This window comes from Rummeliibacillus sp. TYF005 (assembly GCF_003844195.1).
In the GTDB taxonomy this organism is placed as follows: domain Bacteria; phylum Bacillota; class Bacilli; order Bacillales_A; family Planococcaceae; genus Rummeliibacillus.
Genome location: NZ_ML122552.1, coordinates 68,667 through 82,407 on the forward strand (window position 1 = coordinate 68,667; position 13,741 = coordinate 82,407).

Below are 13,741 nucleotides of genomic sequence, written 5' to 3' on the forward strand. Positions count from 1 at the left end.
TTCCCTATACTTGGATGAACTCTAAACTCATAACATATCCTAAAAATTAAAACAGCCCTCATTTAAAGAAAACATGAGGACTGTAATTATATTTTACCATTTATTTGGCATATATGGAAGACTACTAGTTATTTTTTGTGCCTAATTCGACAATAGCATCAGCATAAATCGCTGCTGCTTTAACAAGATTTTCGATTACTACATATTCGTCTGCTTGGTGAGCTAAATCAGGTTCTCCAGGGAATAACATACCGAATGCTACGCCAGTTTCTAATTCCCGTGCATAAGTACCACCACCGATAGATAGCAGTTCAGCTTTTTCTCCTGTATTTCGTTCATATACTTTTGAAAGTTTTTGAATTAGTTCTTCTTTTGGATCTACATAATGTGGTTTAGAATCATCAACTACATCAAGCGCAAAGCCAAGTTTTGCTACAGTAGAGCTTGCAGCTGTAATCTTTTCTTCATATGGATAAGATACAGAATAGCGCATACTTACATCAACTTGACCGCCTTTACCTTCTTCAAAAGTAACTACCCCAGCATTTAAAGTCGTATCCCCTGACATCTCATCTTTGAATGCAAGATCTAATGCACGACCACGAGATTCATTTGCAAAACCGGTTACTAAGAATTGAGTAAATTCTTTTGACTGTGGTGTTGTAAATACGGTGTTCAAATATTGAGCTAATTTTACAGCTGCATTAATACCAGCATTTGGTTCCATCGCATGTGCGGAACGACCTTTTATCGATAATTTAAACCCATCTGAAGTTTCTTCAATGTTTCCTTCTAATTCAGCAAAATTCAAATAAGCATTAAACGTCAATTCAAATTCTTCTGGTACATTTCGAACAATGGCTTCAGCAAAATCTGGTACCATATTAATACGGTGACCTGCATGGAATGATACTAGTTGTTCTTTTTCTTGTGATTTAGATTGTTGGCGGAATGAAATTTCAGCAATTCCTTTTTCAGCATTAATAATTGGGAAATCAGCATCCGGCGCAAATCCTAATGTTGGCATTTCTTCTTTTTCTATATAACGCTTAACACAGCGGAAACCAGTTTCTTCATCTGAGCCAACGATCATTCGAACTCTACGATCTAATTTAATGCCTGCGTCTTTGACCATTTTCATAGCTAACCATGCTGCCATCGTTGGTCCTTTATCATCAATAGACCCACGACCAAATAATTTACCATCTTCTACAACAGCACCAAATGGAGGATGTATCCAATCACTACCAGCAGGAACAACATCGACATGACAAAGGATACCGACTAATTCTTCACCTTCACCCATTTCGATATAACCAACCATATTATCGATCAATTTTGTTTTTAACCCTTGGCTTTTACCTTGTTCAAGCATCCAGTCCAATGCTTCTTTTGGTCCTTTACCAAATGGAGCATCAGCAGAAACTGTACTTTCATCTAACACACTGTTTATTTGTACTAATTCTTGTAAATTGCCAATTAACTCATCTTGGCGTTGTTGGGCATTTTTTAACCAATCCATTAAAATTTCCTCCTTTAAATAACTAATTACTATTTTACACCCTTTCATTCTTTCCACATAGGAATATCAAAAATCCGTATATTAAAGTAAATTTTTGATATTTCATTCGAGTTTAAAGACTTGTACTTTGTTACAAACATAAAAACTTAATCAAAAGTATGGAAAAGTCAAGTAACATTCGCTATAATGAAATTGTCAGACAATAAAGTCTGACCATTAAAATTGAAAAGGGGATGTCTAAGGCAAACTAAATTAGGAGCCTGAATACCTCACAATTATTTTCGTCCGCTAGTCTTGAGAAATAAGATGAAGGAGTGGTTCACCAATGAAACCAACCACTGATCGGATGCTTAATCGGATAAAAGATGTGTATATGTACATTCATAGTAAAGGTACTGTGACTACGCAAGATTTAGTCGATGAATTCGGCATCACTCCTCGCACCATTCAAAGAGATTTGAATGTGTTAGCCTTTAACGATTTGGTCGAAAGCCCAAGTCGTGGCAAATGGACAACGACGCGTAAGAAAGTGAAAATGACATCTTAGAAAGGTTCAACGAGTTGGATCTCACGCTTTTCGTTGAATGGACGGTCAACTCGCCATATGCTGGTGGCAAATTCGTCTAACATGTTAATACGCAAATTATGAACGTTTAAAAAAAGAATGACCTTGCTGCGTCGCTCGGTCATTCTTTTTATTTTTATTTTATTTTAAATGCTGAGGGCGCTCGATTAAGGAAGATAGCCTAAGTTCGCCACGTCCTGTGGCAACGGCTATCTGACCCACTTCCTGTGGTCCCGCGACAAGCACTGGAAGGCCCGAATCGAAAGCATCTTCTCAGCTTTCGAATGAGGGTCTGAAGTGTCTCGAGCAGCTAGCGCCCGAAGCTGGATATCTTAAATGCTGAGGGCGCTCGTCTAGCTGCGACAAGCACTGGAAGGCCCGAATCGAAAGCATCTTTTCAGCTTTCGACCGAGGGACTGAAGTGACTCGAGCAGCTAGCGCCCGAAGCTGGATATATTTTAAATGCTGAGGGCGCTCGTTCTGTTAACGAATACTCTCAATTTCTTCAGCAGTTAGCTCTCGGTATTCTCCTAATTTCAATCTATCGTCTAACAACAAATTCCCCATTGATAATCGTTTTAGATAAATCACCTTTTTACCTACTGCTTCGAACATTCTCTTCACCTGATGAAATTTCCCTTCTGAAATTTCCAACTCAATTTCAGAAATCTCACCAGAATTTATAATTGTTAGTTTACCAGGTTTCGTATGATATCCATCATCTAAAATTACGCCTTGGCGAAACTGTTCTATATCTTCATTTACTACTCTACCGTCCACTCTTGCATAATACACTTTTGGAACGTGCTTTTTCGGAGACAATAAGTTATGTGCTAAAACTCCATCATTCGTGATTAATAAGAATCCTTCTGTATCCTTATCCAATCTTCCTACTGGGAAAGGATTGAAATGTGCATGAACTGGATCAAGCAAATCAATTACAGTTTGATCATATAGATCTTCTGTAGCAGAAATCACACCTGCTGGCTTATTCATCATTAAGTAGATATATTCTTGATAGATGACTCTCTCACCAAGCACTGTGACACTTTGCTTGTCTGGATCAACGTGGAGTGATACATCTTTTGCTACCACCCCATCAATAGATACTGCCTTCATCTTTAGCAGTTTCTTCACTTCTTTACGTGAACCATAACCCATATTTGATAATAATTTATCTAAACGCATTGCTACCTCCTAAAGTCCAAATTTACGACCAATTTTAGTAATTTTTTCACCAAGTAGTTTTTGCGCTAGTCCAATTCGTAAAGATAAAAAGCCATAAACAACTACAGCGATAGTAATACATATAACCAAATATAAAAGCGCAAGTAATTTCGAATGCGCAACGCCGAACATCAATACTAATACTTTATGTGTCACAATGACAAATGCTGCCATAATAATCGTTAATGCAATAATGAGTATAGAACGTCTTATAACCATTTTAGATTTATAATTTAAGGCTTTTTTCAAAACAATGATATTGATCAAAATTGAGATTAAATAGCCAATCGCTGTTGCCATAATAGCACCTTTTGTTTCAAACGATTGGATTAAAGGAATGTTAATCGCTAATTTAACTAAAATTCCCGTTAATAAACTAAAGACAATCCATTTTTGATAATCAATTCCTTGTAATAATGCAGCAGTAACCTGGAACAAAGCAAAGAGAATGGCTACTGGTGCATAGAAAGCTAATATGCTAGAACCCATAGCACTTTCTGAATACAATAAATGATATATATCTGTAGATAACAACGAAATACCCACTACAGCAGGCAATGTGACAAATAATAAGACTTGATAGGTCTTGTCCATTGCATTGATCAATGCACCATTTTGTTTTCTTGTATAGTAGTTTGTAATTGCCGGTACTAATGCCATCGAAAAACCAGTTGCAAGCATTACCGGAATGATAACAATTTTCTGTGTTGTAAAGTTTAACATACCCAAATACTCATCCGAAACTTTTGCTAAACCAATATTAGACATTGCGGTATTAAATGTTAACATATCTACTAATTGAAAAAGCGGGTTCGCAATCCCCACAAATACATAAGGAATAGAATATGTGATAACTTCTTTATAAATACTTGTATATGATAATTGACCTGATGATACACTGCTTTTCAACTTTAGATCGAACTCTGGCTTTAACCTACGCCAATAATACCAAAGCGCAATTAAGCCTGCTAGTGCTCCGATAAATGCTGAAAATACAGCAAATGAAATAGCTGTTTGTGCAGTTCCATGGAAAACTCGCATTACAAGGAATGCGCCTACTAAAAGAACAATAATACGAATAATTTGTTCTACAAGTTGGGAAATAGCTGTAGGCTCCATATGATCATAACCTTGGAAAAATCCACGAACCAAGCTCATAAATGGCACTACGATTAACGCAAAGCTAATCCATCGAATAACTCCTGCAATTTGTGATACAGAAAATACTTGCTCTTCATCTTTAATGACTAGATGCGCAATTGGATCTGCTAATAAAAACAAAGCCAAAAATGTTACAAAACCAGTAAGCGTCATAATCATCAAGCCTGATTTGACAAGCTTTCTACCGGAAGCATAATCACCTAGACTGTTATATTTTGCTACAAATTTTGATACTGCAATCGGTGCGCCAGAAATAGCTATCGATAGCATAATTGTATATGGAACATAGGCATACGAATATAATGCCACGTTTTTTTGCCCAATAATGGCGTAAAACGGGAATATGTAAACGAGGCCAAGTACCTTTGATAAAAACATGCCAATAGTTAATATGGCAGTGCCCTTCATTAAAGATGACATAATACCCTTCCAATCTATCCAATTCTAATAAACCTAAATTTTAGTTTACAACTCGTCATACAATTACTCAAATACTTTCTTTACTTCGTGTATAATTAATTTAAAAAAGAGAAAGTGAGTTCCCCAAATGTATGATGTAATTGTGGTGGGTGGTGGCCCATCTGGTCTAATGGCCGCTATTGCCGCCGGTACTGAAAAAAAGAAAGTCCTTCTTCTAGAGAAAGGTAATAAGTTAGGACGTAAATTAGCCATTTCAGGTGGTGGACGTTGTAATGTTACTAATCGCCTACCAATTGATGAAATCGTCAAAAACATCCCAGGAAATGGACGTTTTTTATACAGTCCATTCACTGTTTATAACAATGAAGATATAATTGCCTTTTTTGAAAATCTTGGTGTTGCGCTAAAAGAAGAAGACCACGGTCGAATGTTCCCTGTCTCAAATCGTGCACAAGATGTCGTCGATGCTATGCTAAAAGAGTTGGATCGTTTAAAGGTAGAAATCCGCCAAAATACTCCTGTCGCAAAATTATTAATGGATGATGAGAAAATTCTTGGTGTTCGTTTAAGAGATGGACAAGAGATTAAAGCTGGTGCAGTTGTCGTTGCTGTTGGTGGAAAAGCAGTTCCAAAAACGGGTTCCACAGGTGATGGCTATCCATGGGCTGAAAAGGCGGGTCATTTAGTAACAGAACTTTTCCCAACAGAAGTTCCCTTGCTTTCCAATGAGACGTTTATTCGAAGTAAAGAGTTGCAAGGATTAGCATTGAGAGATGCAATAATTTCTGTTTTAAATAAAAAAGGAAAACCAATAATCTCCCATAAAATGGACATGCTTTTTACACACTTTGGATTGAGTGGCCCTGCAATTTTGCGTTGTAGTCAATTTGTGGTAAAAGAAATGAAAAAGAACGGAGGAAATCCTGTTACTATTCAAATACAAGCTTTAACTGAATATAATGCAGAATCCGCATTCCAACTATTATTTAAATTAGCAAAAGCTGAACCGAAAAAAGCTTTAAAAAATGTCTGGAAGGGACTTACCCCTGAACGTTGGTTGTTATTCTTAATGGCTAAAGCAAATATTGATGAATCATTAACTGGCGCAGACCTTTCAGCTGAGCAAGCTAGACATCTTGCTAAAAATCTTGTTGGTTTTGAAATGACTGTCAATGGCACACAACCATTAGAAAAAGCTTTTGTCACTGGAGGTGGGGTATCTACGAAAGAAATTGAACCTAAAACAATGGCTTCCAAAAAGAAAAATGGGCTCTATTTTTGTGGTGAAATATTAGATATCCACGGCTATACTGGAGGCTATAATATCACCTCTGCATTAGTTACAGGGAGAATTGCAGGTATGAGTGCAGCTAAATATGTTGGAATAGAGATATAGAAAACGCTGCTAAAAGAATATAAAAAAGGTGAATTCAAATGTTTTAAATACTGGATTCACCTTTTTTCTTATTTAGTGCATTTTCTAGTACTATTATGTTCATAGACAAGTTTGCCACCAAAAACCAGTTAGGGTATTATTCGTCTGAATATTCATCTAAAGAATTTGAATAATCCACAGAAGTATTAGAATTATTTTCGTAAACAATTTTACCGCCTAAGTGGCCAGTTACTGCTAATGCTGCTATGCCGCCAAGACTTAGAAGTACGATTAGTACAGAAGTAATTCCACCTCTAAGTACTTTACTTTGTAAAAAGCTGAATTTGAAAATATTGTGTCTGAAAAGAATTTTAATAACCGTTAATACGCTAAAGATAATCATTGAAATGTCAGCAAAATTTTCATGAGGTTCTATCTGGCTTTTTACAGCATCTCCCCATTTACTTTCTGCAAAATGCTCTGCTCCATCTTCTGTAGCAAGTGCTACAAAACCTGAAATTAACCCTAAAATAAGTAATAGAGTACCGAATTTATTTAATAATTCTTTTTTCATAAAAACATTCACAATTTCGATTACCCCTGCTAAAATTAACAAAGCAATTGGAAAATGAACAACTAATGGATGTAATGGCATGTTTATACTCCTCTCTTTTTGTTCTTTCTGTTTCCATCATAAATATTGAATCTGAAAAAAGTCTGAAATTTTATTTAATTCCTAAAGTTTGAGGTCTGTATTCCAACTCTATACCATTCTTATGTAAACTAGCGTTCCCATGATAAAGAGCATCTTTTCAAACGTTTTTTTATTTTCCCCAGATTTCTATTTATTATTCCTGTCATTTAAGTGGATTTAAAATTGACAATTTCCTGAGATTTATGAATAGAAAAAAGGGCAAACCCAATTGGGATTTACCCTCTACTTCTTCTTGTTCTTACTGTTTGAGTTGCTTTTTTTGTGTATTCTCCGTAAACTCTGAAACTACCTGCTATTATAATAATGCTTCCTGTTACAATATAGAAAATTTGAACGAAATGGTTTGAACTATCTGTTCCAATAAAGACACCATGTAAGAAGGACAACGCCCATGCAGGGAGTACTAAAAAGTGAATAGACTTCCAAACCTTTCTATTCATCACACCAATTAAAATATCAGATGTAAATATGACAACTAAAAATACATATAAACTGATTGAGCCAAGTGCTGATAATAGTGGTTTATACTGAGCACTGAAAGGTACTAGAATCTCTTTTATTTGATAAGGTTGGTATTGGTCGATTAACAGTAATAAGACATGTATCATTAATGCCAATAACCCTATCCACCCGGCGTTTAAATGTAAATGAAATAATAAGTTTTTCTGTTTTTTAATCGATGGCGTTTTTCGAAGTAAGCCAAAGATAACCGAAACGGTAAAATAAAAATATGCAAGAAAACCGCAAATTCGGATCCATTCCCAAGTATTAAACATTCTTTCCATCTCCTGTTTTAATCCATTTAGTCGTTTCATCCTCATTGACGATAAAACGAGCTACGCGCCATCTGCTCTGTTCGAACCATTGATTTAGTTGCTGTTCATCCATTAAAAAGCATAACTTGGTACTCACTTCACATTGATACAAGCTATCCGTAACAACTGTTGCTTGTAGAACATTTGTTTTCGCTACTTTTCCTGTTTGACCATTAAGAATATGATGTTTCTTTTCATTTTGATAGATCCAGCTTCTATAAACTCTACTAGAAGTCGCAATTGCACCGTTTTGTATTTTTATTCTTCCAATGCTTTCTCCATTAAAGGGATCGGCTATGCCAATTGTCCATTCTTTTTCTCCGTTAGACCATAGCGTCATATCCCCTCCACCATCCACTATTCCATATGGGAAGCCTTGATCTTGCAGCCATTTTTTTATATGTTCTACTGCATATCCCTTCGCAAATCCTCCTAAATCGATTGGCTGATTGGCTATTTTCAAAATTTCATGATTGTCCAAAAAGTCGATTGGATTTTTATCGATTGGATTTTCAAATTCATAATTTTGTTTGATCTGTTTCCCCACTTTAAAAGGAAAAGATTGAACATATCCTTGGCTTTCAATTTGTCTTTTTAAATAGGGAGAAAACAGCCCTTCTGTTTTTTTATAATACTCATGTGCCTTTTTCAAACAATCATATAACAAAGGGTTTATTTTCAACGTTTTCCCAATAGGCAATTGATTGATCTGGTCTAATTCGTTATTTGGGATAAACCGTGACCATTCATTTGCTACATAGCTTAACCAATTTGTTACGTGCTCTTTCCAACTATCAGAAGATGAGGGAACTTCTATATAAAATTCCGTATTCATCATGTGAAGTGTTAGAGATTCCATGATTTTCACCTCTATGATCTTTGTGTCATACGGTCTGTTCCTTGATTTTCGCTATATGATGGCTGTGTTGAATTTTGTTCTGATGGCTCTTTTGTTACTTGAAAATTAGTCCAATCTAATTGTAATAATTCTTTTTCTGTTTTAGGTGAAGTTGATTGGTTAACTGCTGTTTGTTGACTAGTTGTGGCATTATTATTTGTATTTAAAGCTCCAGTTCCATTCATTTGAGTTAATAATAAACCTGATAAAAGAACTGCTGATGAACCAACTAACCATTTTGCTTTTTTGGGATCTTTCATCTTCAACATTCCTCTCTATTTTTTTCACTTAAAGTACTATAAATTGCTGTGTATCCTCTTGCCAATCAATTGAATAACCAAGAGAATTTAAAATCACACTTACTGGAACATAGATATCATCTTTGTATTTAAATGATTTTGCAGGAATCGGCGTTTTCACAAGGTTTTCATATACTACATTTGTATTTGCTCGGAAAATAAGCTGACTTCCATTCACATTCGTATTAATAATTTTTGAGTTTTTATAATACTTTGATTTTCCTCCTAATTTCGTTGTTAACTCTCCAGCAGGGACAAATAGTTCTCCTTTTTTAGGAACAACATATAATTTAAATGTATTATTATCTATTTTAAAAGTTGCGGTCTTTGCATCTTTAAAGGGCAATGTACTGTCTGTGTTTAAAGTTGCGGTTCGTGTCCAAATATTCCATTGACCTTGCGTAACTGTATTGTTTTCAGCATACTGATTATTTTCTTCGTAATATTTATCTTCGTCGTCATCATCGTGTTCATATTCATCATGATCATCATACTTATCTTCATCGTGTTCATCATCATCATGTTCATATTCATTGAAATCCCCAGATTTCTCGTGGTGCTCATAACCTTCATCATCATCAGCCTGTGCAATATATTGTCCACCTAACAAACTAAAAATCATAATAGGTGTTAAAATCCATATGCTTTTCTTCACCTTTATCCTCTCCCTTCATTTATAGTGTATCTACCAATTATGAAATGAATCTGAAGAAATTTAAGAAACATAAGAAAAAGTTTTTAACAAATGGTGAACTTCTATCAGAATTTTTTGCAGGCAGATACTCTCCAAGGGTACGTCCTCATCCTTCACCTTCACAACACTGAACACAAAAAAAGACTAAATCCTGTTTAAAACAAGATTTAGTCCTTTTTAAGAATTGGAAGAGAAACGATAAATTTAGTTCCTTGACCAAATTCACTCTCCACTGAAATATGTCCTTGATGATGAGATACAATGGCTTGTGCGATTGATAAACCTAAACCAGTCCCTTTTTTTTGCCGATTTTTGGTTGCTTGATAAAAACGATCAAAAACATGCGGTAAATCACGCTGTGTAATGCCAATTCCTGTATCCTCTACGATTAGTTTAATATAGTTGTTTATACTTGTAAGTGATACTCTAATAGAACCTTTTTCTGTAAATTTTGTTGCATTTTCAAGCAAGATATATAGGAGTTCCCTTATACTTGTTTCATCACCTATAAACTTTATACCGTCAGCTATTTGTGTTTTCAATTGTATAGAATCTGGTAAGGTTCGTTCAAAGGATTTCGTTATACTATTTACTAACTTAGATAATTCGATATCCTCTTTTTTGGTCTTTAACTTGTTTTGATCAAAACGTGCCAAAAATAATAGACCTTCTAGCAACGTCTCCATATGCTGAGTTTCATTTTTTAAATCTGTTAACACTTCTTGTCCAAAAGCACCAAATTCATTTTCATCATCATTTTCTAACACTTCTAAAGAGCTATAGAAAACGCTTAAAGGTGTTCGTAATTCATGCGAGGCATCAGATACAAATTTCCGTTGTCGCTCAAAGGACTTTTTAATCGGTACCATTGCCTTGCCTGCAAGATAATGACTTAGAAAAGCAATACATAAAGTTCCTATTAATGTTAATGCGATAAATGCATACATCATTCGTTCTAGTAAATGATGCTGTTTCGTAACGGACTGTCCAATAATCATATAACTTCCATTATGGGAATGTGGTGAATCGTATTTGATTAAGAGTAAATCTTGATCTTTCCATTCAACTGTTTGGGGGTCTTCGTCTTTTGCATGCATCATTAACTGTGCAACATCTTTATAAAGTCCATAAAAAGATTCATCACCATGCACTAATTCGTTATTTTTTGAAAATACATAATAAAAATTAGATCGATTCGCATCGTATTCTATCTTCATGCCATCTGTTATTTGATCATCTTTATTATGATCATGAACATCATCTTCATCTTCATCGTCTTTTTCTAAATGGTAGCGTTCTTTACCAAAGAATTGCTCTAGTTCTTGTACTTGTTGTTGTTGCATAATAGCAGAAATCGAAATATAAAGTGCAGCCATTAATAATACTACAAATAACAAGAAAAAGAATGCATACTGTATAGTGAGCTTACGTTGAATTTTATTGAACATGGGCATCTCTCAACTTATAGCCAATCCCTCTAACCGTCTGAATAATTGAAGGATGATTGCTATCATCAATTTTCTTTCGTACCAATTTTACTAAAGCATCTAATGCGTTATTAGAAACATCCTCATTATAACCCCAAATGTGATTATAAATTTGTTCACGCGTTAAGATGCGCCCCTTATTGATAAAGAGATATTCTAACAATAAAAATTCATTTTTGGTCAATTCTATTTCTTGGTTATCCCGATAGAGCGTTCTGGCATCTAAGTGTAGCGAATAAGATTGGATTTGAATGACTTGTTCTAATGGTTTATTTTTTCTACGTAAAATAGCACGAATTCTAGCTAACAGTACTTCCATTTTAAAAGGTTTTATCAGGTAGTCATCTGCTCCATTATCAAGGCCTAAAATAACATCTCGTGAATCATCTCTAGCCGTTAACATCAAAATGCCACCCCCATAACCATTTTTCCGTAGTTCATTACATACTTCGATTCCATCCTTTTCAGGCATCATCCAATCTAAAATGATTAAATCATAATCTTCATCAAGAGCAAAATCTAATGCTTCTTCACCATTTTTGGCAGTATCTACTTGATAAAGATCCTTCTTTAACATAAAAGCTATATTTTTCAATAATCGTAAATCATCTTCGGCAACAAGAATTTTCATCATTTCACCTACTATTTCGAAATTATTATCTTTAGTTTAATGTATCTAACTGAAATAGGTCTGAATATAAGCAAAAAAATAGTGAAAGCTATACTTTCAGCTTTCACTATTTTGTCAAATTTAATCTTCATCCAATATATTTTTCAAATGGTAAATTAGTTTAAGTAACTCTGTAAATAAATTGATGAAGTCGAGATAAAGATTTAATGCGACTAGTGGCACTTCTTCATCACTAATATAATTATGTGCGATTTGGTTCATATCGTACAACGTGTAACCAACGAAAAGTAATACACCAATTCCACTAGCTATGACCATGACAATGTCACTAAAACCTATAAAAATGGTAATAATGGAGAAAATAATTACACCGATCAAAACGATGAAAAGAAATTTACCCCAGTTTCCAAAATTTCGTTTTGTATTATAACCAATTAGGCCAGCGACTATAAAGATTGCTGCTGTAGTACCAAAAATAACTAGGACAAGACTTCCACCTAATGCACCAATATAGAAGTTTAATAAACTATATAGAGTGATCCCTGTTAACAATGCAAACACTATAGAAATACCTTTACTCGCTTTTCTAGCTGCTCGGCTAAACATCACGATTAATAGTAAAACAACTGTTGCAATACTTATTGGCATGATGAAAGCAGGTGGTATAAACACTCCAACAAACAACCCAACTGCCGTAACTACCCATAACAGCGTAAAGAACCGAAGAACCTTCGGAAATTGCGATTCCATTTAACATAACCTCTTCTCAAATATTTCATATATATTATATACGATTTAAGTCTTTGAAAGTTTCAAAAGACATTAAATGTTTTTGAAATGGTTATGAAGTATAATTACTCAAACAATTTGAAACCAAACATCTTACTTATTCGTAAATATTTTAATAATACTTTGGAGGGAAACTAAATGTTCTTTATTCCATCAATTATCGCATTTCTCTATGAGCTGATTCTAATGATTCCTGTTCTAGGAGGCACTATTATCATCGCTTCTGGCTATACAGCTATAACCACTGCTCTCGTTATACATGTAATTGTTCTTGTAATGCGATTTGTTACTGGACATTCGAAAATTGTGCCAACACTTGCTATCCTTCTTACTTTGTTAACTTGGATACCTTTCCTTGGCTGGACAATACACGTAATACTCACTATCCTCTATTTTATCGATATCTTATTTGGTTTGTTGAAAAGGCCTTAAAAAAAGGAGCTAAATACAGCTCCTTTTTCTTTCGTTATTGACTTTTTAATTGAATTAATATAACCTACCTACTACCATTTTTCATATAATTTAATAGCGTCGACTAATGCTTGTACCTCTTTTTTGGAAAGCTTTTTTACAAACGTTTTTTGAGAAGTTGTAAAAGTTACTTTTACCTCACGCTTTATTGATATATTCTTTTTAAAAAACTCATACTGAGAGTCCTCTAATATTAGACCATTCTTTTCTAACTTAAAAGTTTTCTTTTTGTTATTTGAAGCAATAACTACTTTTTCTATTTTTAAATTACCTGAAGATCCCACTAAAGTCATAACCTTTAAATGTTTATCTGTTGCTGGTACCAGACCAATCATGTTTTCATAGTTATCTCTCCATTTAGAATCCACTAAGTTCTTATGAAGATAGAGTATAACATCTGCCTCATAATATTTTCTAAATTTACTTTCAAGGGAATTATTTTTCTTAACAGTTATTATTCTTTTTTTCACTGTTTTATTGCCTGAGGAATCCTTTACTGAGTATGTCAAAGTATATTTCCCCGTTTTTTTAGTATTCACTTTTCCTTTGACTGTAATCTTCTTAGTAATATTGCCATCATAATTATCAGTTGCCCTTACGCCTGTTCTAGCATTAAACTTACTTTTTAAATAGACTGTTTTATTGGAAACACCCGATAGAACAGGCTTTTTT

The 13,741-nt window shown here is 34.4% G+C and carries 15 protein-coding genes; 3 read left to right on the plus strand and 12 right to left on the minus strand.

What is annotated here, in order from left to right:
* Window positions 1-124: 124 nt before the first annotated feature.
* Window positions 125-1,522 (minus strand): dipeptidase PepV, encoded by a 1,398-nt coding sequence (pepV, locus tag CW357_RS08245; RefSeq protein ID WP_119415055.1) that lies wholly within the window; start codon window positions 1,520-1,522, stop codon window positions 125-127.
* A 325-nt stretch (window positions 1,523-1,847) separates the two neighbouring features.
* Here pepV and CW357_RS08250 point away from each other — a divergent pair, with 325 nt between their 5' ends.
* Window positions 1,848-2,069, plus strand: coding sequence for a DeoR family transcriptional regulator (locus CW357_RS08250; RefSeq protein ID WP_119415054.1), 222 nt, complete (start codon window positions 1,848-1,850; stop codon window positions 2,067-2,069).
* 501 nt (window positions 2,070-2,570) lie between these two features.
* Here CW357_RS08250 and CW357_RS08255 read toward each other — a convergent pair.
* Both CW357_RS08255 and CW357_RS08260 read right to left on the minus strand, forming a co-directional pair.
* Window positions 2,571-3,275, minus strand: a complete 705-nt coding sequence (locus tag CW357_RS08255) for a pseudouridine synthase (protein WP_119415053.1) — start codon at window positions 3,273-3,275, stop codon at window positions 2,571-2,573.
* 9 nt (window positions 3,276-3,284) lie between these two features.
* Window positions 3,285-4,895 carry a putative polysaccharide biosynthesis protein gene (locus CW357_RS08260; RefSeq protein WP_124217776.1) on the minus strand — a complete coding sequence of 537 codons (1,611 nt, stop codon included), beginning with the start codon at window positions 4,893-4,895 and terminating at the stop codon, window positions 3,285-3,287.
* 127 nt (window positions 4,896-5,022) lie between these two features.
* Between CW357_RS08260 and CW357_RS08265 the strand changes: the two genes are divergently transcribed.
* Window positions 5,023-6,291 carry a BaiN/RdsA family NAD(P)/FAD-dependent oxidoreductase gene (locus CW357_RS08265; RefSeq protein ID WP_124217777.1) on the plus strand — a complete coding sequence of 423 codons (1,269 nt, stop codon included), beginning with the start codon at window positions 5,023-5,025 and terminating at the stop codon, window positions 6,289-6,291.
* Between the two features lie 136 nt (window positions 6,292-6,427).
* Here CW357_RS08265 and CW357_RS08270 read toward each other — a convergent pair whose 3' ends face one another.
* The 8 genes from CW357_RS08270 to CW357_RS08305 all read right to left on the minus strand — a co-directional run bounded on the left by CW357_RS08270 (window position 6,428) and on the right by CW357_RS08305 (window position 12,559).
* Entirely contained in the window at window positions 6,428-6,925 is a 498-nt protein-coding gene (locus CW357_RS08270; protein ID WP_124217778.1) for a DUF2231 domain-containing protein, read from the minus strand.
* Between the two features lie 275 nt (window positions 6,926-7,200).
* Complete coding sequence (locus CW357_RS08275; RefSeq protein ID WP_124217779.1) at window positions 7,201-7,761, minus strand: ferric reductase-like transmembrane domain-containing protein; 561 nt, start codon at window positions 7,759-7,761, stop codon at window positions 7,201-7,203.
* Window positions 7,754-8,659, minus strand: coding sequence for an FAD:protein FMN transferase (locus tag CW357_RS08280; RefSeq protein ID WP_124217780.1), 906 nt, complete (start codon window positions 8,657-8,659; stop codon window positions 7,754-7,756). Before CW357_RS08280 ends, CW357_RS08275 begins: the two co-directional genes overlap by 8 nt.
* Before the next feature lie 11 nt (window positions 8,660-8,670).
* Window positions 8,671-8,958 carry a hypothetical protein gene (locus tag CW357_RS08285; RefSeq protein WP_199670767.1) on the minus strand — a complete coding sequence of 96 codons (288 nt, stop codon included), beginning with the start codon at window positions 8,956-8,958 and terminating at the stop codon, window positions 8,671-8,673.
* Between the two features lie 28 nt (window positions 8,959-8,986).
* Window positions 8,987-9,652, minus strand: coding sequence for a copper amine oxidase N-terminal domain-containing protein (locus CW357_RS08290; protein ID WP_233548131.1), 666 nt, complete (start codon window positions 9,650-9,652; stop codon window positions 8,987-8,989).
* A gap of 206 nt (window positions 9,653-9,858) precedes the next feature.
* On the minus strand, window positions 9,859-11,139 hold the full coding sequence (locus CW357_RS08295) for a sensor histidine kinase (protein ID WP_164489572.1): 1,281 nt from the start codon (window positions 11,137-11,139) through the stop codon (window positions 9,859-9,861).
* A complete protein-coding gene (locus CW357_RS08300) occupies window positions 11,129-11,809 on the minus strand; it encodes a response regulator transcription factor (RefSeq protein WP_124217782.1) in 681 nt (226 codons plus the stop codon). Before CW357_RS08300 ends, CW357_RS08295 begins: the two co-directional genes overlap by 11 nt.
* A 120-nt stretch (window positions 11,810-11,929) precedes the next feature.
* On the minus strand, window positions 11,930-12,559 hold the full coding sequence (locus tag CW357_RS08305; RefSeq protein WP_119416847.1) for a Bax inhibitor-1/YccA family protein: 630 nt from the start codon (window positions 12,557-12,559) through the stop codon (window positions 11,930-11,932).
* A gap of 177 nt (window positions 12,560-12,736) precedes the next feature.
* Here CW357_RS08305 and CW357_RS08310 point away from each other — a divergent pair, with 177 nt between their 5' ends.
* Window positions 12,737-13,030 (plus strand): hypothetical protein, encoded by a 294-nt coding sequence (locus tag CW357_RS08310; protein WP_119416846.1) that lies wholly within the window; start codon window positions 12,737-12,739, stop codon window positions 13,028-13,030.
* A 71-nt stretch (window positions 13,031-13,101) separates the two neighbouring features.
* On the opposite strand, the gene CW357_RS08315 is transcribed toward CW357_RS08310, so the two are convergent.
* Window positions 13,102-13,741 (minus strand): DUF5011 domain-containing protein (locus CW357_RS08315; RefSeq protein WP_124217783.1); only part of this gene is annotated, 640 nt, incomplete at its 5' end.